This is a genomic window from Streptomyces sp. SCPE 10 (genome assembly GCF_051980735.1).
Classification (GTDB): domain Bacteria; phylum Actinomycetota; class Actinomycetes; order Streptomycetales; family Streptomycetaceae; genus Streptomyces; species Streptomyces misionensis.
This window is the reverse complement of record NZ_CP197069.1, coordinates 3,068,844-3,084,529: the sequence shown is the minus strand read 5'-3', so window position 1 is coordinate 3,084,529 and position 15,686 is coordinate 3,068,844. Positions and strand designations below refer to the sequence as shown.

Sequence of the window (15,686 nt, the reverse complement as noted above, 5' to 3'; positions counted from 1 at the left end):
GATCGTGTTTAGGTGCGTTCTGTGACTCTCTTATTGACACCGAACGAAACGGGGATGTGACCGCATGGCCGCTGGAGGCTTTAGCAAACTGCCGAACGGCACCGTCGTCGTCGCGCTGAACCTGCCGTACGACGCCGCCGGGGTGCGTGTCCTGGTGCACGCCCGCAACCGGGCCCGGGCCCTGACCCGGCTCCGCAATCTGGGCCTGCGCGCGGTCTACCTCCGCGGCAACACGGCTCCGCCGACGCCGGACGAGGTCACGGCGGTGCTGCACCATCCGGACGGCCTGATATGGCGCACGGCCCCCGCCCCGGGGGACAACGGTGTCATGACCGAGCTGTGGCACCCGATCCGGGCGCTGCTGCGCGGGACGGCGGTGGCGCGGTAGCGCCGGGCGGCGGGGCCGCGGCGGCGGCCGGGCTCAGCCGCCCAGCACCGGCTTGCCGGTGAGTTCCACGCCGGCCGCCCGCAGCTCCTCCAGGGCGCGCTCCGTCGTCTCCGCGCAGACCCCGGCCGTCAGGTCGAGCAGGACGGTGGTGCGGAAGCCCTCCCGCGCCGCGTCCAGGGCGGTGGCGCGCACGCAGTGGTCGGTGGCGATGCCCACCACGTCGACCTCCTGGACGTCCCGGGCGCGCAGCCAGTCGGCGAGGGCGGTGCCGTTCTCGTCACTGCCCTCGAAGCCGCTGTAGGCGGCCGAGTAGGCGCCCTTGTCGAAGACCGCGTCGATCGCGCCGGAGGCGACCGCCGGGGCGAAGTTCGGGTGGAAGCCCACCCCCTCGGTGCCCGCGACGCAGTGCGCCGGCCAGGAGTGGACGTAGTCGGGGTCGTCGGCGAAGTGGCCGCCGGGCGCGATGTGATGGTCGCGGGTGGCCACCACATGGCGGTACCCGGTGCCCGCCGCCTGGCCGATCAGCTCGGTGACGGCGGCGGCCACGTCGGCACCACCGGCCACCGCGAGGCTGCCTCCCTCGCAGAAGTCGTTCTGCACGTCTACGACGATCAAGGCGCGGCGCATGGTGGTGTCCTTCGAACGGTGGTGAAGTATCCGAGCCTAGAGAGTTACGGGCCCGTAGGGGAGAGGCAGAGGGACGGCGGTCCCGCTCCAGGGCCGCTCGTTCGGGTCGTGCCGGGCTCGCGGGCCCTTACACCGCTCCCTGGTCCGGCCTGATCCGAACGACAGACCCTAGCTACCCGAGCGCTCGTGGAGGTACTCCGTCGGCAGCACCGGTTCCCCCCGCGACAGCTGGGTCGCGGACAGCGGGAGGTTGGCGCGGGCGGCGATGTGCCGGTCCCGGGGCACGTCCAGCGGCTCGCGGGCCACGACCGTGCCGTTCTCGACCAGCCGCACCAGCAGCTGCCGGTCGGCCAGCTCGGCCGGCACCGGTCCGGTGCCCACGACCTCGGCCTCGGCCACCCCGTCCGCGTCCAGCCTGCGGGCCGCCCACTTGCGGCCCCCGACGGAGGTCTTGCCGCCGCTGGACTTCTTGGCCACCGGCACCAGCGGCGCCCCCGGGTCGGCGGTCTCCGCGCGGGCGACCAGCTTGTAGACCATGGACGCGGTCGGGTGCCCGGAGCCGGTGACCAGCTGGGTGCCCACCCCGTACGCGTCCACCGGCGCGGCGGCCAGCGAGGCGATGGCGTACTCGTCCAGGTCGGAGGTGACCACGATCTTGGTGCCGGTCGCGCCCAGCTCGTCCAGCTGCTGGCGGACCCGGTGGGCGACCAGCAGCAGGTCGCCGGAGTCGATGCGGACCGCGCCCAGCCCGGGGCCGGCCACCTCCACCGCGGCACGGACCGCCTCGGTGACGTCGTACGTGTCCACCAGCAGCGTGGTGTCCGCGCCGAGGGCGTCCACCTGGGCCCGGAAGGCGTCCCGCTCGCGGTCGTGCAGCAGGGTGAAGGCGTGCGCGGAGGTGCCGACGGTCGGGATGCCGTAGCGGAAGCCGGCCGCGAGGTCGGAGGTGGTGGCGAAGCCGCCCACGTAGGCGGCGCGCGCGGCGGCGACGGCCGCCAGCTCGTGGGTGCGGCGGGCGCCCATCTCGATCAGCGGGCGGTCACCGGCCGCGGAGGCCATCCGGGAGGCGGCGGCCGCGATGGCCGAGTCGTGGTTGAGGATGGAGAGGATCACCGTCTCCAGGAGCACGCACTCGGCGAAGCTGCCCTCCACGCGCATGATCGGGGAGCCGGGGAAGTACACCTCGCCCTCCGGGTAGCCCCAGATGTCCCCGGTGAACCGGTAGTCGGCGAGCCACCGCAGGGTCTCGTCGTCGACGATCCGCTGCTCGTGCAGGAACCGCAGGACGCCCTCGTCGAAGCGGAAGTTCTCCACCGCGTCCAGGACGCGTCCGGTGCCCGCGACGACGCCGTAGCGCCGCCCGTCGGGCAGCCGCCGGGTGAAGACCTCGAACACGCTCCGCCGTTCGGCCGTGCCCGCTTTCAGGGCGGCCCGCAGCATCGTCAGCTCGTACTGGTCCGTGAAGAGCGCCGTCGACGGAACATCCACCGGCAGCCCAAGGTCCGCTGTGTTCATGTCGAGTAGGGTAACCCCATCTCGTCAGTGTGACGATTTCCGGGGTGCGTGGCAGCATGGTCACTGTGACGTCACCCGCGCCCGTAGAGATCGAACGCACCGAGTCGGCGGAGGAGGTCTTCGCCGTACCCGAGCCCGACGTCCCCTGGGTCACCATCGTGCACAACGACCCGGTGAACCTCATGAGCTATGTGACGTACGTCTTCCAGACGTACTTCGGCTACAGCAAGGACAAGGCCACCAAGCTCATGCTCGACGTCCACCACAAGGGCCGGGCGGTCGTCTCCAGCGGAAGCCGCGAGGAGATGGAACGCGACGTGCAGGCCATGCACGGCTACGGACTGTGGGCCACCCTGCAGCAGGACCGGAAGTAGCGAATCCATTTACATGCCCGGACATTTCGAACCGCTCCCCGGCGGCGGCGCGGCCGTCGCGCTCGACGACGTCGAGATCTCGATCATCCGATCGCTGGCCGTCCAGCTCCTGGAGCTGATCGGCCCGGGTCCCGGTGCGGACGCCCCCGCCGATCCGCTCGCGGAGCTGTTCGCCGAGGGGCCGAGCGAGCCGCCCGCCGACCCGGTGCTGCGCCGGCTCTTCCCGGACGCCTACAGCGACCCGGAGAAGGCCCCGGACTCGCCCGCCCAGGCCGAGGAGCGCCGGGCGTACTCCGCCGAGTTCCGCCGCTACACGGAGAACGACCTGCGGGCCGGCAAGCGGGAGAACGCGCTCGCGGTGATCCGCAGCCTGGACGCGCTCGCCCCGGTGGACGAGGGCGGCGCGGTGCTGAAGCTGACTCCCGAGGAGTCCCGGCGCTGGCTGAACTCCCTCAACGATCTGCGCCTCGCGATCGGTGCCCGGCTGGAGATCACCGACGAGGACGACACCGAGCTGCTGTACCGGCTGCCGGACGACGACCCGCGCAAGCCGATGGTGATGGCCTATCTGTGGCTGGGCGGACTCCAGGAGACCCTGGTGTCGACCCTTATGCCCTGATCTCGCCCGATCGGCCGTTCGCTCAGCGGACGCTCAAATCCGGATAACGATCCCGTCACCGTTGCGGCCGGGTTTGCCTCATTCGGTCGCTCTTTGTCTGCTTTTACCTGTGCCCTGCGTCACAATCGATCAGGGTGATCAGTGTTGCGGTCGTGATAAATCTTCACGACCGCCCGGCGAACACCACCCATGTTCGGCCGGGTGCGCCACCGAGCCGACGACCGTCGGCCAGGCAACAACTCCATCAATCCGGGGGGATCGTGATCCGGTCCGAGGCCGACGAAAGGCCCGGGTCGGAATGGAGAAAGGCGCACCAAACATGACCTCAGCGCAGGTCGACCAGCAGTCCGACGGCCAGGGGGCCGTGCGGGCGGAAGGCGGCGAGGGCGAGGGGTATCAGCGGGGGCTCGGGTCCCGGCAGATCCAGATGATCGCCATCGGCGGTGCCATCGGCACCGGTCTGTTCCTCGGCGCGGGCAAGGGCATCTCCAAGGCCGGACCGAGCCTGATCCTGGCGTACGCCATCGCGGGCTTCGTCATCTTCCTGATCATGCGGGCGCTCGGCGAGCTGCTGATGTACCGCCCGGTCTCCGGCTCCTTCTCCGAGTACGCGCGCGAGTTCATCGGCCCGTTCGCGGGCTTCGTCACCGGTTGGACGTACTGGCTGTTCTGGGTGGTCACCGGCATCACCGAGGTCACCGCCGCGGCCGCGTACATGACGTACTGGTTCTCCATACCGCAGTGGGCCTCGGCCCTGATCTTCACGATCGTGCTCTACGCCGCCAACCTGATCTCCGTGAAGCTCTTCGGCGAGCTGGAGTTCTGGTTCTCCATGGTCAAGGTGACCGCCATCATCGGCATGATCCTGATCTGCGTGGGCATCCTGACGCTCGGCTTCTCCGACGCGGGCAAGACCGCCTCGGTGGGCCATCTGTGGAACGAGGGCGGCTTCTTCCCGCACGGCGTCGGCGGCACCCTGATGACGCTCCAGATGGTCATGTTCGCCTTCCTCGCCGTCGAACTGGTCGGTGTGACCGCGGGCGAGTCCAAGGACCCGCGCAAGGTGCTGCCGAAGGCGATCAACACCGTGCCGTGGCGCATCGCCGTCTTCTACGTCGGCGCGCTGATCATGATCCTGTCGGTGGTGCCGTGGACCGAGTTCCACGCCGGGGTGAGCCCCTTCGTCGCCGCCTTCCAGAAGATGGGCCTGTCCGTCGGCGCCGGCATCGTCAACTTCGTGGTCCTCACGGCCGCGCTGTCCTCCTGCAACTCCGGCATGTACTCCACCGGCCGGATGCTGCGCGACCTCGCGCTCAACAGCCAGGGTCCGAAGTTCTTCACCAAGCTGACACCGAGCGGTACGCCGCTGGTCGGCACCACGTTCTCCGCCGCGCTGATGCTCGTGGGCGTCTGGATCAACTACCAGTGGCCGGGCAAGGCGTTCGACTACGTGGTCTCCTTCGCGACCATCTCCGGCATGTGGGCGTGGATCGTCATCCTGATCTGCCACATCCGCTACCGGCGGCTGTCGGACCGCGGCGTGCTGCCCCGCTCGGAGTTCCGGGCCCCCGGCGCCCCGTACGCCAGCGTCTTCGCGCTGCTGTTCATCGGCATGGTGATCGTGCTGATGGGCATCGACAAGGACGCCCGGGTCTCGCTGTACTGCGCGCCGCTGTGGGGTCTGATCCTCGGCGTCTCCTACGCGGTGCTCAAGCGCCGCAACCCGGAGGCCGCAGCCTTCGCCAAGCGCTGACGCCACCGCCAGGACCCCTCCCCGGGACGTCCGGCCGTCCGGAGCACTCGTGGTGCCCCGGGCGGTCGCCGCTCAGGACGTCCGGCATGCGGGCCGCCTCGTACCACCCATCGGTACGGGGCGGCCCTGTGCTTATCCTGACGAGCATGCTGACCATCACCCAGGCGCTGTACGACCAGATCGTCGCCCACGCCCGCAAGGACCACCCCGACGAGGCGTGCGGCGTCGTCGCCGGTCCGGCCGGCTCGGACCGCCCCGAGCGCTTCGTCCCCATGCTCAACGCGGCCATGTCGCCCACGTTCTACGAGTTCGACTCGGGCGATCTGCTCAAGCTCTACCGCGAGCTGGACGACCGCGACGAGGAGCCGGTGGTCATCTACCACTCGCACACCGCGACCGAGGCCTACCCCTCGCGCACGGACATCTCCTACGCCAACGAGCCCGGCGCCCACTACGTCCTGGTCTCCACCGCCGACACCGACGGCCTGGGCGAGTTCCAGTTCCGTTCCTTCCGCATCGTGGACGGCGAGGTCACCGAGGAGGAGGTCAAGGTCGTAGCCGCCTACTGATCTCAGGATGCGACCGGTATCCGTCCGACAGGTGGGATCACATTCCGGAGCGCCGACCGGGAATCGATACGATGAGCCCATGGTTCTGACTGTGGTGCGCGCCTTCTGCTGACGTACCGAGCCCGCAGCCCCGACGAACACTTCCGACAGGAGCCCGCAACCATGGCCATCGAGGTCCGCATCCCGACCATCCTCCGCACCTACACCGGCGGTCAGAAGGCGGTGGAGGGCACCGGGAACACCCTCGCCGAGCTCTTCGCCGACCTGGAGAGCCGGCACGCGGGCATCCAGGCCCGCATCGTGGACGGCGACCAGCTGCGCCGGTTCGTCAACGTCTACCTGAACGACGAGGACGTCCGCTTCCTGGACGGCATCAACACCAAGCTGTCCGACGGCGACAACGTCACGATCCTGCCGGCCGTCGCCGGCGGCATGCGCTGATCGGTCCCCGGCAGCGATGCGTTACGACTCCCCGCTGGCCGCGGTGGGCAACACTCCTCTGGTGCGCCTGCCGCGGCTGTCGCCGTCCTCCGAGGTCCGCATCTGGGCGAAGCTGGAGGACCGCAACCCCACCGGCTCCGTCAAGGACCGCCCCGCACTGCACATGATCGAGCAGGCGGAGAAGGACGGCCGGCTCACCCCGGGCTGCACCATCCTGGAACCCACCTCCGGCAACACCGGCATCTCGCTGGCCATGGCGGCCAAGCTCAAGGGCTACCGCATGGTGTGCGTGATGCCCGAGAACACCTCCCAGGAGCGCCGGGACCTGCTCGGCATGTGGGGCGCGGAGATCATCTCCTCGCCGGCCGCGGGCGGTTCCAACACCGCCGTGCGGGTGGCCAAGGAACTCTCCGCCGAGCACCCCGACTGGGTGATGCTGTACCAGTACGGCAACCCGGACAACGCGGGCGCCCACTACGCCACCACCGGCCCGGAGATCCTGGCGGACCTGCCCTCCGTCACCCACTTCGTTGCGGGCCTCGGCACCACCGGCACCCTGATGGGCGTGGGCCGCTATCTGCGCGAGCACAAGCCGGACGTCAAGATCGTGGCCGCCGAGCCGCGCTACGACGACCTGGTCTACGGCCTGCGCAACCTGGACGAGGGCTTCGTCCCCGAGCTGTACGACGCCTCGGTCCTCACCACCCGCTTCTCGGTGGGCTCCGCCGACGCGGTCACCCGCACCCGGGAGCTCCTCCAGCAGGAGGGCATCTTCGCGGGCGTCTCCACCGGTGCCGCGCTGCACGCGGCGATCGGCGTCGGCAACAAGGCCGTCAAGGCGGGCGAGAGCGCCGACATCGTCTTCGTCGTGGCGGACGGCGGCTGGAAGTACCTCTCCACCGGCGTCTACACGGCGGCCACCACGGAAGAGGCCATCGAGACGCTGCACGGCCAGCTCTGGGCCTGAATTCCGGGCGGCCTTCCGCCTCAAGCACAGCCCAGCCCCCTCTCACGAGGGGGCTAAGCCGTTCCTATGGGCAAGCAAAGAATTCCTTCGGGCCCTGCCGGGTGAAGCGCGTGCGGGGCTAGGTTCCTCCCGCACCCTGTCATGTCACGTTCAGCCGACAGGGTGTCTGCGATGTCATGCTCATGACTGCGTGGTCGCCGCTACGCGCGTCACGGGCCTGCCAACCAGTGCGAGAAACCCCACTTCCCGATGGAGGCAGTACCCCATGCGTGAGTCACGCCCGAGCGGGCGCACCCGAAGCGTGCGAAGACTTCTGGCCATCGCCTTCCCCGCTCTGTCCCTGACCGTCGCCGGATTCGCCGCCGCGCCGACGGCCGGCGCGCAGCCCGCCGCGGCCCACCCGCACACCTCCAAGGTCGCCCAGAACAACCAGGCCCTGACCGCACCCCAGCGGCAGACCTTCCACCCGACCGGCAAGGCCGGCCAGAAGGTCCCCACCACCCACCTGTGCGCCGCCCACGCCGCGCCCGGTCACGTGTCCTGCTTCGCGCAGCGCCGCACCGACATCAAGCAGAAGCTGGCCTCGGCGCTCGCCGCCGCGGCGCCCTCCGGTCTCTCCCCGGCCAACCTGCACAGCGCCTACAACCTGCCCACCACGGGCGGTTCGGGCCTGACGGTCGCGGTGGTCGACGCCTACAACGACCCCAACGCCGAGTCGGACCTGGCCACGTACCGCTCCCAGTACGGCCTGTCCGCCTGCACCAAGGCCAACGGCTGCTTCAAGCAGGTCAGCCAGACCGGCTCCACCACCTCGCTGCCGACCAACGACAGCGGCTGGGCCGGTGAAGAGGCGCTCGACATCGACATGGTCAGCGCCGTCTGCCCGAACTGCAACATCGACCTCGTCGAGGCCAACTCCGCGAACGACACCGACCTCGGCATCGCCGAGAACGAGGCCGTCGCGCTGGGCGCCAAGTTCGTCTCCAACAGCTGGGGCGGCTCCGAGGCGTCCTCCCAGACGACCGAGGACTCCCAGTACTTCAAGCACCCGGGCGTCGCGATCACCGTCTCCGCGGGCGACTCCGGCTACGGCGCCGAGTACCCGGCGACCTCCCAGTACGTGACCGCCGTCGGCGGCACCGCCCTCACCACCTCCTCCAACTCCCGTGGCTGGAGCGAGTCGGTGTGGAACACCAACTCCACCGAGGGCACCGGTTCCGGCTGCTCGGCGTACGACCCGAAGCCGAGCTGGCAGACCGACTCCGGCTGCTCCAAGCGCATGGAGGCCGACGTCTCCGCGGTCGCCGACCCGGCCACCGGTGTCGCGGTCTACGACACCTACGGCGGCAACGGCTGGGCGGTCTACGGCGGCACCAGCGCCTCCTCGCCGATCATCGCCGGCGTCTACGCCCTCGCGGGCACCCCGGGCTCCAGCGACTACCCGGCGAAGTACCCCTACAGCCACACCGGCAACCTGAACGACGTCACCAGCGGCTCCAACGGCTCCTGCACCACGTCGTACTTCTGCAAGGCGACCACCGGCTACGACGGCCCGACCGGCTGGGGCACCCCGAACGGCACCGCGGCCTTCACCTCGGGCGGCGGCACCGGCGGCAACACGGTCTCCGTGACCAACCCGGGCAGCCAGTCCACCACCACCGGCAGCTCCGTCAGCCTCCAGATCAGGGCTTCCGACAGCGCGGGCGCGGCCCTGACCTACAGCGCCTCCGGCCTGCCCACCGGCCTGTCGATCAACAGCTCCACCGGTGTGATCTCCGGCACCGCGTCCACCGCGGGCACCTACCAGGTCACCGTCACCGCGACCGACTCCACCGGCGCGACCGGCTCCACCTCCTTCACCTGGACCGTGGGCACCGGCGGTGGCAGCGGCTGCACCTCGGCCCAGCTGCTGGCCAACCCGGGCTTCGAGTCCGGCAACACCGGCTGGACCGCGAGCAGCGGCGTGATCACCACCGACAGCGGTGAGCCGGCGCACAGCGGCTCCTACAAGGCCTGGCTGGACGGGTACGGCACCTCGCACACCGACACCGTGTCCCAGTCGGTGACCATCCCCGCGGGCTGCAAGGCGACCCTGACCTTCTACCTGCACATCGACACCGCGGAGAGCGGCAGCACCGCCTACGACAAGCTGACGGTCACCGCCGGTTCGACCACCCTGGCGACGTACTCGAACGTGAACGCCAACTCGGGCTACGCGCAGAAGACCTTCGACCTGTCCTCGCTGGCGGGCCAGACGGTCACCCTGAAGTTCAACGGCGTGGAGGACTCCTCGCTGCAGACCAGCTTCGTCGTGGACGACACCGCCCTGACGACCAGCTGATCACCCGCACCGCCTGAACCACCCTGCGATCCCGCACGCGGACACCCTCCGCGTGCGGGATCCGTTCGTTGGCCGGTCCTTTGCCGTCCGGCGGGATCCGCCACCGGCCGCCGTACGTCACACCGGCACCAGGCGGGCCGACCGGCGGCCCCGCGGAAAGGCGGTCCCCCATGCGCCGTACGACAGTTCTCGCCCTCGCGGCCACCGCCCTGCTCCTCGCGGGCTGCGGCACCCACACCGGCTCCACGGCGAGCCGGAAGGTCTCCCCCGCCCCCGGGAACCAGGCCCCGATATGCCGGAACGAGGTGCGGCTGACCACAGCCGACAACGGACGCACCGTCTGCGTGGCCAAGGGCGGCGAGGTGCGGCTCGCCCTCACCGGCACCAGGGACCGGCCCTGGAAGCCGGTCACCGTCACCGGCGGTGCCCTCACCGCCGTCAACTCGGGCTTCGTCATCCGGCCCGGCGACGCCGAGGCCGCCTACCGGGCGGTCGCCCCCGGCACCGGGAAGCTGACCTCGTCCCGCCCCATGTGCGCCCAGCCCACCGCGCCCGGCCAGATGGCCTGCAAGGGCATCCAGGACTGGGCGGTCACCGTGACCGTGAAGAGCTAACGTGCGAGGTGGCGCACCTGGTCCCACAGGACCGGGTCGACCACACCCACCCGGCGGCGGAAGTCGCCCACCGGCACCTCGCGCAGCTCGTCGGTGTGCAGGAAGCTGGGGCGGCCCCGCGCGTCGCCGACCGCGCCGGGCGGCAGCGGGATCACTCCGGCCCGGTCGTCGTGGAACTTGCTGGTGATCTTGGCGACGGTGGCCCGGTTCCCGCGCACGGCCAGCACCAGACAGGGCCGGTCCTTTACCTCCGCGCGGTCCTCGAAGGGCACGTTCGCCCACCAGATGTCACCCGGCGACGGACGGGTGCCGCGTGCCCCCGCCGCCCGGGCGCCCGGCCGGGCCGGTGGCCGCAGCCGCCGTCCGCGGGGCCGGCGCCCGCGCCCCCAGCCGTCGATGAGCGAGGCCACCAGGGCGAGCAGCACCACCGCGGCGAGCGCCAGCCACCAGGACGTGTCCATACGACGACGTTACCGGCGCGTGCCGCCCGGCGCGCGCCCTCTCGTCGTTCCCGTGCGCCCCGGGTCCAGCCGAACCGGTGACAGCACAGGTGAGTTCGCCCACAACGGCCCCTGGCAGAGGAGCGGCCCGCGCCCTCGCGCCGTAGGCTCGACAGACCCGCACGACCCCCGTCAGCCCTTTTCCGGGGTTCCTCGTCCTGTCCTTGTCCGGGGAGCCCCGGCCCGCCCACCGCTTCTCCCGCCAACGGAGGTTTCTGCTTCATGAAGCTCACCGTCGTCGGCTGCTCGGGGTCGTTCCCGTCCGCGGAATCGGCCTGTTCGAGCTACCTCGTCGAGGCCGACGGCTTCCGGCTGCTCCTCGACATGGGTAACGGCGCCCTGGGCGAGCTGCAGCGCCACTGCGGTCTCTACGACCTCGACGCGATCTTCCTCAGCCATCTGCACCCCGACCACTGCATCGACATGCTCGGGTACTTCGTCGCGCGCTACTACCGGCACGAAGGCGGCCGGTGCGCGCCCGTGCCGGTCTACTGCCCCGAGGGCACCGAGCACCGGCTGACCACGGCCTACGCCGACACCCCCTCCGCCTCCTCGATGAGCGAGGTGTTCGACTTCCGCACCGTCAAGCCGTCCACGTTCGAGATCGGCCCCTTCACGGTGCACACCGACCTGGTCCGCCACCCCGTGGAGGCGTACGCGGTCCGGCTGGAGCACGGCGGCCGGACCCTCGTCTACTCCGGGGACACCGGCGTCACCCCCGTGCTGGACGAACTGGCCCGGGACGCCGACCTGTTCCTGTGCGAGGCCGCGTTCACGTACGGCAAGGAGAACATCCCCGACCTCCATCTCAACGGCCGCGAGGCGGGCGAGACGGCCACCCGTGCCGCCGTGCGCCGTATGGTCCTGACCCACATCGCCCCGTGGACCGACCCCGGAGCCAACCTCCGCGACGCGCGCGAGGTCTACGCGGGACCGGTCGAACTGGCGGCGCCGGGCGCGGTCTACGAGATCTGACGCGGCGACGCGCACGAAGGCCCCGGAACCCGTCGAGGGGTTCCGGGGCCTTCGTCGTGCCGGTCGGACGGTCTCACGCCTTGGTGAGGTCCTCGACCTCCTCCTCGGGCTCGCGGCCCGGGGTCTTGAGGTCGAACTTGAGGATGGCGAAGCGGAAGACCACGTAGTAGATCACCGCGAAGACCAGTCCGATCGGGATGATCAGCCATGGCTTGGTCGCCAGATGCCAGTTGAGCGCGTAGTCGATGAAGCCGGCCGAGAAGTTGAAGCCGTCGTGCACGCCCAGGCCCCAGGTGACCGCCATGGACACCGCGGTGAGCACCGCGTGCACCACGTACAGCAGCGGGGCGATGAACATGAACGAGAACTCGATCGGCTCGGTCACACCGGTGACGAAGGACGTCAGCGCGAGCGAGACCATCATGCCGAGGACGACCTTGCGGCGCTCGGGGCGGGCGCAGTGCGCGATGGCGAGGGCGGCGGCCGGCAGACCGAACATCATGATCGGGAAGAAGCCGGTCTGGAAGAGTCCGGCGGACGGGTCGCCGGCCAGGAACCGGGTGATGTCGCCGTGCACGACCTCGCCGGAGGCCTTCTTGAAGTCGCCGAGCTGGAACCAGGCCACGGTGTTGACGAACTGGTGCATGCCGATCGGGATCAGGCCGCGGTTGACCAGGCCGAACAGGGCGGCGCCGCCGGCCCCGAGGCCGGTCATCCACTCGCCGAAGTGCGTGATGCCCTTGCCGATGGGCTCCCAGACCAGCAGGAAGAAGACGCCGACCAGGGTGCCGACGAAGGCCATCAGGATCGGCACCAGGCGGCGGCCGTTGAAGAAGCCGAGCCAGTCCACCAGCTTGGTGCGGTGGAAGCGCTGCCACATCACGGCCGACAGCAGACCCATGATGATGCCGCCGAGGACACCGGGGTCGTTGTAGGTCGCGGCCACGATCTTGCCGTGGTCGACGTGCTGGTCCACCAGCGGGAAGGCCTGGAGGACCTTGCTGTAGACGAGGAAGCCGACGACCGCGGCCAGGGCGGTGGAGCCGTCCGACTTCTTGGCGAAGCCGATGGCCACGCCTATGCAGAACAGCAGGGGGAGGGATCCGGTCAGGGCACCGCCGGCCGCGTTGAACACCGTCGCGACCTTGTCCCAGCCGAGACCGTCCTTGCCGAAGATGTCATCCTGTCCGAGGCGGACCATGATGCCCGCGGCCGGCAGTACGGCGATCGGGAGCTGAAGACTCCGGCCGACCTTCTGCAGGCCCTGGAACAGGCCCGTTCCCCGCTTCTTCGCGGGGGCCGCCGTTGCGGTGGCGGTGCTCATACGTCCTCCATCGGGTGGTGGTCTACACCACTCACTGGTGTAGACCTTTTGTAGCATGATGAAGGTGCCGTAAGGAACCGTGAGTTCCGCCACCGAACCGCCCCGCGCGGTGCCGGGCGGCGCCGTCAGACCTCGGTCACGTCCTCGGTCTCGGCCGCGGGCTCGCGGCCCGGGGTCTTCAGGTCGAACGCCGTGATCGCGAACCGGAAGACGGCGTAGTAGACGAGCGCGAAGGCCAGCCCGATCGGGACGATCAGCCACGGCCTGGTCGCCAGGTGCCAGTTGATGACGTAGTCGATCAGACCCGCCGAGAAACTGAACCCGTCGTGCACCCCAAGAGCCCAGGTCACCGCCATGGAGACGCCGGTGAGCACCGCGTGGACCGCGTACAGGGCCGGCGCGACGAACATGAACGAGTACTCGATCGGCTCGGTGATGCCGGTGACGAACGAGGTCAGCGCCACCGACAGCATCAGACCGCCGACCTCCTTGCGGCGGTGCGGCCTGGCGCAGTGCGTGATCGCCAGCGCGGCGGCCGGCAGCGCGAACATCATGATCGGGAAGAAGCCCGAGGTGAACTGGCCCGCGTGCGGGTCGCCCGCCAGGAACATGCTGATGTCGCCGTGCACCACCGTCCCGTCCGGCGCGGTGTAGCTGCCGAACTGGAACCACAGGGGCACGTTCAGGAACTGGTGCAGGCCCACCACGAGCAGCGCCCGGTTGGCGACGCCGAACAGCCCGGCACCCCACGCCCCGGCCGCGTGCAGCCAGCGGCTGAACGCCTCCAGGCCGGCCCCGACCGGCGGCCACACCCACAGGCACAGCGCCGCGAACACGATGGCGGCGAAGGCCATGAGGATCGGCACCAGCCGGCGGCCGTTGAAGAAACCCAGCCAGTCCACCAGCTTCGTACGGTGGAAACGCGCCCACAGGAACGCGGCCAGCAGCCCCAGCACGATCCCGCCGAAGACCCCCGGGTTCTGGAAGGTGAACGCCGCCACCGTCCCGTCCCCCGCCCGGCAGCCGACGCCGGGCAGGGCCCGCGAACCGGCCGGGCAGTCCTGCGGGAACTGGTGCAGCACCCCGTAGTAGACGAGGAACCCCGCCACCGCGGCGAGCGCCGTCGAACCGTCCGCCTTGCGCGCCATGCCGATCGCCACGCCCACGCAGAACAGCAGCGGCAGCCCCAGCGAACCGTCGAGCAGCGCCCCGCCCGCGCCCCGCATCACCTTGGCCGCCGCACTCCAGCCCAGCCCGCCCTCGCCCACCACGCCCGGCTGCCCGAGGCCGATCAGCAGGCCGGCGGCCGGCAGCACCGCGATCGGCAGTTGCAGGCTGCGCCCCATCTTCTGGAGCCCCTGGAACAGCCGGCCCCAGCGCTCCCGCACCACGCCGGTCCCGCCCTCGCCGCCGGTCGCGCTCCGCTCGCCCATGGGCGTCCTCCGGCCACTCGACTCGGACGCGGTTTGGCGCCCGTCCCCCCGCTGGTGTAGACCAGTCGGCGGACGGTTCCGCTGTCGTGATCGCCATCATTCGGCACGGACGGCATGACCGCTCGCGAAGATGGGCCAACTGTGGGTTACTGCGACAAAGCGGTTCGGATCAGGGAGAAGGAACATGGCCACCAAGGCTGAGAAGATCGTCGCCGGCCTCGGCGGGATCGACAACATCGAGGAGATCGAGGGCTGCATCACCCGGCTGCGCACCGAGGTCTCCGACCCCTCGCTGGTCGACGACGCGGCCCTGAAGGCCGCCGGCGCCCACGGCGTCGTCAAGATGGGCAGCGCCGTCCAGGTCGTCATCGGCACCGACGCCGACCCGATCGCCGCGGAGATCGAAGACATGATGTGACGTCCCCCGGGACGCACGGACAGGGGCTCTTCCCGACGCGGGAGGAGCCCCTTCCGCATCTGCGGATAGGCTCCATGCCATGTCTCGCATCGACGGCCGTACTCCCGAACAGCTCCGCCCGGTCACCATCGAACGGGGATGGAGCAAGCACGCCGAGGGCTCCGTCCTCGTCTCCTTCGGTGACACCAGGGTCCTCTGCACCGCCTCCGTCACCGACGGCGTCCCGCGCTGGCGCAAGGGCAGCGGCGAGGGCTGGGTCACCGCCGAGTACGCCATGCTGCCCCGCGCCACCAACACCCGTGGCGACCGCGAGTCCGTCAAGGGCCGCATCGGCGGCCGCACCCACGAGATCTCCCGCCTCATCGGCCGCTCGCTGCGCGCCGTCATCGACTACAAGGCGCTCGGCGAGAACACCGTCGTCCTCGACTGCGACGTCCTCCAGGCCGACGGCGGCACCCGCACCGCCGCCATCACCGGCGCCTACGTCGCCCTCGCCGACGCCGTCGCCTGGGCCCAGGGCAAGAAGCTGATCAAGGCCGGGCGGCAGCCGCTCACCGGCACCGTCAGCGCCGTCTCCGTCGGCATCGTCGGCGGCGTCCCGCTCCTCGACCTGTGCTACGAGGAGGACGTGCGCGCCGAGACCGACATGAACGTCGTCTGCACCGGCGACGGCCGCTTCGTCGAGGTCCAGGGCACCGCCGAGGCCGAGCCCTTCGCCCGCGACGAGCTGAACGCCCTGCTCGACCTCGCGGTCGCCGGCTGCGACACCCTGGCCGCCCACCAGCGCGCCGCCCTGGAGGCCACGCTCGCCCGGTGACGGGCAACCCG

The 15,686-nt window shown here is 70.4% G+C and carries 17 protein-coding genes; 12 read left to right on the top strand and 5 right to left on the bottom strand.

Annotated features, from left to right (window positions below; translation table 11 throughout):
- The first annotated feature begins 64 nt into the window (after window positions 1-64).
- Window positions 65-388, top strand: coding sequence for a hypothetical protein (locus ACSP97_RS14485; RefSeq protein ID WP_355153473.1), 324 nt, complete (start codon window positions 65-67; stop codon window positions 386-388).
- A gap of 33 nt (window positions 389-421) precedes the next feature.
- On the opposite strand, the gene ACSP97_RS14480 is transcribed toward ACSP97_RS14485, so the two are convergent.
- Window positions 422-1,015 (bottom strand): isochorismatase family protein, encoded by a 594-nt coding sequence (locus ACSP97_RS14480; protein ID WP_358678640.1) that lies wholly within the window; start codon window positions 1,013-1,015, stop codon window positions 422-424.
- A 168-nt stretch (window positions 1,016-1,183) separates the two neighbouring features.
- On the bottom strand, window positions 1,184-2,530 hold the full coding sequence (locus tag ACSP97_RS14475; RefSeq protein ID WP_355153470.1) for a nicotinate phosphoribosyltransferase: 1,347 nt from the start codon (window positions 2,528-2,530) through the stop codon (window positions 1,184-1,186).
- 56 nt (window positions 2,531-2,586) lie between these two features.
- Here ACSP97_RS14475 and clpS point away from each other — a divergent pair, with 56 nt between their 5' ends.
- The 8 genes from clpS (at window position 2,587) to ACSP97_RS14435 (ending at window position 10,208) form a co-directional block, all read left to right on the top strand.
- The gene (clpS, locus tag ACSP97_RS14470; protein WP_146466723.1) at window positions 2,587-2,904 is read left to right on the top strand and encodes an ATP-dependent Clp protease adapter ClpS; all 318 of its coding nucleotides are present in this window, start codon (window positions 2,587-2,589) and stop codon (window positions 2,902-2,904) included.
- 13 nt (window positions 2,905-2,917) lie between these two features.
- Window positions 2,918-3,523 (top strand): DUF2017 domain-containing protein, encoded by a 606-nt coding sequence (locus ACSP97_RS14465; protein WP_355527814.1) that lies wholly within the window; start codon window positions 2,918-2,920, stop codon window positions 3,521-3,523.
- 319 nt (window positions 3,524-3,842) lie between these two features.
- On the top strand, window positions 3,843-5,276 hold the full coding sequence (locus tag ACSP97_RS14460; RefSeq protein WP_355527812.1) for an amino acid permease: 1,434 nt from the start codon (window positions 3,843-3,845) through the stop codon (window positions 5,274-5,276).
- A 146-nt stretch (window positions 5,277-5,422) separates the two neighbouring features.
- Window positions 5,423-5,845 (top strand): Mov34/MPN/PAD-1 family protein, encoded by a 423-nt coding sequence (locus tag ACSP97_RS14455; RefSeq protein ID WP_180330846.1) that lies wholly within the window; start codon window positions 5,423-5,425, stop codon window positions 5,843-5,845.
- Between the two features lie 162 nt (window positions 5,846-6,007).
- Window positions 6,008-6,286 (top strand): MoaD/ThiS family protein, encoded by a 279-nt coding sequence (locus ACSP97_RS14450; protein ID WP_355527809.1) that lies wholly within the window; start codon window positions 6,008-6,010, stop codon window positions 6,284-6,286.
- Window positions 6,287-6,302: 16 nt separating this feature from the next.
- Complete coding sequence (locus tag ACSP97_RS14445) at window positions 6,303-7,253, top strand: PLP-dependent cysteine synthase family protein (RefSeq protein ID WP_355153463.1); 951 nt, start codon at window positions 6,303-6,305, stop codon at window positions 7,251-7,253.
- 265 nt (window positions 7,254-7,518) lie between these two features.
- Complete coding sequence (locus tag ACSP97_RS14440; RefSeq protein WP_355527807.1) at window positions 7,519-9,594, top strand: putative Ig domain-containing protein; 2,076 nt, start codon at window positions 7,519-7,521, stop codon at window positions 9,592-9,594.
- Between the two features lie 170 nt (window positions 9,595-9,764).
- The gene (locus ACSP97_RS14435; protein WP_440557817.1) at window positions 9,765-10,208 is read left to right on the top strand and encodes a hypothetical protein; all 444 of its coding nucleotides are present in this window, start codon (window positions 9,765-9,767) and stop codon (window positions 10,206-10,208) included.
- Here ACSP97_RS14435 and ACSP97_RS14430 read toward each other — a convergent pair.
- Entirely contained in the window at window positions 10,205-10,669 is a 465-nt protein-coding gene (locus ACSP97_RS14430) for a type II toxin-antitoxin system PemK/MazF family toxin (protein ID WP_358678631.1), read from the bottom strand. The two genes, ACSP97_RS14435 and ACSP97_RS14430, sit on opposite strands and share 4 nt — an antisense overlap.
- A 261-nt stretch (window positions 10,670-10,930) precedes the next feature.
- On the opposite strand from ACSP97_RS14430, the gene ACSP97_RS14425 reads away from it, so the two are divergent.
- Window positions 10,931-11,683 (top strand): MBL fold metallo-hydrolase, encoded by a 753-nt coding sequence (locus ACSP97_RS14425; protein WP_355153455.1) that lies wholly within the window; start codon window positions 10,931-10,933, stop codon window positions 11,681-11,683.
- Window positions 11,684-11,756: 73 nt separating this feature from the next.
- Here ACSP97_RS14425 and ACSP97_RS14420 read toward each other — a convergent pair whose 3' ends face one another.
- Complete coding sequence (locus ACSP97_RS14420; protein WP_355153453.1) at window positions 11,757-13,007, bottom strand: PTS transporter subunit EIIC; 1,251 nt, start codon at window positions 13,005-13,007, stop codon at window positions 11,757-11,759.
- Between the two features lie 125 nt (window positions 13,008-13,132).
- On the bottom strand, window positions 13,133-14,440 hold the full coding sequence (locus ACSP97_RS14415) for a PTS transporter subunit EIIC (protein WP_440557815.1): 1,308 nt from the start codon (window positions 14,438-14,440) through the stop codon (window positions 13,133-13,135).
- Window positions 14,441-14,624: 184 nt separating this feature from the next.
- Here ACSP97_RS14415 and ACSP97_RS14410 point away from each other — a divergent pair, with 184 nt between their 5' ends.
- Window positions 14,625-14,858 (top strand): glucose PTS transporter subunit EIIB, encoded by a 234-nt coding sequence (locus tag ACSP97_RS14410; protein WP_070027295.1) that lies wholly within the window; start codon window positions 14,625-14,627, stop codon window positions 14,856-14,858.
- Window positions 14,859-14,937: 79 nt separating this feature from the next.
- Window positions 14,938-15,675, top strand: coding sequence for a ribonuclease PH (rph, locus tag ACSP97_RS14405; protein WP_355153451.1), 738 nt, complete (start codon window positions 14,938-14,940; stop codon window positions 15,673-15,675).
- Window positions 15,676-15,686 lie beyond the last annotated feature (11 nt).

What these genes read in the sequence shown, in the direction of transcription:
- ACSP97_RS14435 (WP_440557817.1), top strand. Translation starts at nt 9,765, where the DNA reads ATGCGCCGTACGACAGTTCTCGCCCTCGCGGCCACCGCCCTGCTCCTC.
- ACSP97_RS14460 (WP_355527812.1), top strand. Translation starts at nt 3,843, where the DNA reads ATGACCTCAGCGCAGGTCGACCAGCAGTCCGACGGCCAGGGGGCCGTG.
- ACSP97_RS14480 (WP_358678640.1), bottom strand. Translation starts at nt 1,015, where the DNA reads ATGCGCCGCGCCTTGATCGTCGTAGACGTGCAGAACGACTTCTGCGAG.
- ACSP97_RS14410 (WP_070027295.1), top strand. Translation starts at nt 14,625, where the DNA reads ATGGCCACCAAGGCTGAGAAGATCGTCGCCGGCCTCGGCGGGATCGAC.
- rph (WP_355153451.1), top strand. Translation starts at nt 14,938, where the DNA reads ATGTCTCGCATCGACGGCCGTACTCCCGAACAGCTCCGCCCGGTCACC.
- ACSP97_RS14415 (WP_440557815.1), bottom strand. Translation starts at nt 14,440, where the DNA reads ATGGGCGAGCGGAGCGCGACCGGCGGCGAGGGCGGGACCGGCGTGGTG.
- ACSP97_RS14430 (WP_358678631.1), bottom strand. Translation starts at nt 10,669, where the DNA reads ATGGACACGTCCTGGTGGCTGGCGCTCGCCGCGGTGGTGCTGCTCGCC.
- ACSP97_RS14445 (WP_355153463.1), top strand. Translation starts at nt 6,303, where the DNA reads ATGCGTTACGACTCCCCGCTGGCCGCGGTGGGCAACACTCCTCTGGTG.
- ACSP97_RS14475 (WP_355153470.1), bottom strand. Translation starts at nt 2,530, where the DNA reads ATGAACACAGCGGACCTTGGGCTGCCGGTGGATGTTCCGTCGACGGCG.
- ACSP97_RS14455 (WP_180330846.1), top strand. Translation starts at nt 5,423, where the DNA reads ATGCTGACCATCACCCAGGCGCTGTACGACCAGATCGTCGCCCACGCC.
- clpS (WP_146466723.1), top strand. Translation starts at nt 2,587, where the DNA reads ATGGTCACTGTGACGTCACCCGCGCCCGTAGAGATCGAACGCACCGAG.
- ACSP97_RS14420 (WP_355153453.1), bottom strand. Translation starts at nt 13,007, where the DNA reads ATGAGCACCGCCACCGCAACGGCGGCCCCCGCGAAGAAGCGGGGAACG.
- ACSP97_RS14425 (WP_355153455.1), top strand. Translation starts at nt 10,931, where the DNA reads ATGAAGCTCACCGTCGTCGGCTGCTCGGGGTCGTTCCCGTCCGCGGAA.
- ACSP97_RS14485 (WP_355153473.1), top strand. Translation starts at nt 65, where the DNA reads ATGGCCGCTGGAGGCTTTAGCAAACTGCCGAACGGCACCGTCGTCGTC.
- ACSP97_RS14465 (WP_355527814.1), top strand. Translation starts at nt 2,918, where the DNA reads ATGCCCGGACATTTCGAACCGCTCCCCGGCGGCGGCGCGGCCGTCGCG.
- ACSP97_RS14440 (WP_355527807.1), top strand. Translation starts at nt 7,519, where the DNA reads ATGCGTGAGTCACGCCCGAGCGGGCGCACCCGAAGCGTGCGAAGACTT.
- ACSP97_RS14450 (WP_355527809.1), top strand. Translation starts at nt 6,008, where the DNA reads ATGGCCATCGAGGTCCGCATCCCGACCATCCTCCGCACCTACACCGGC.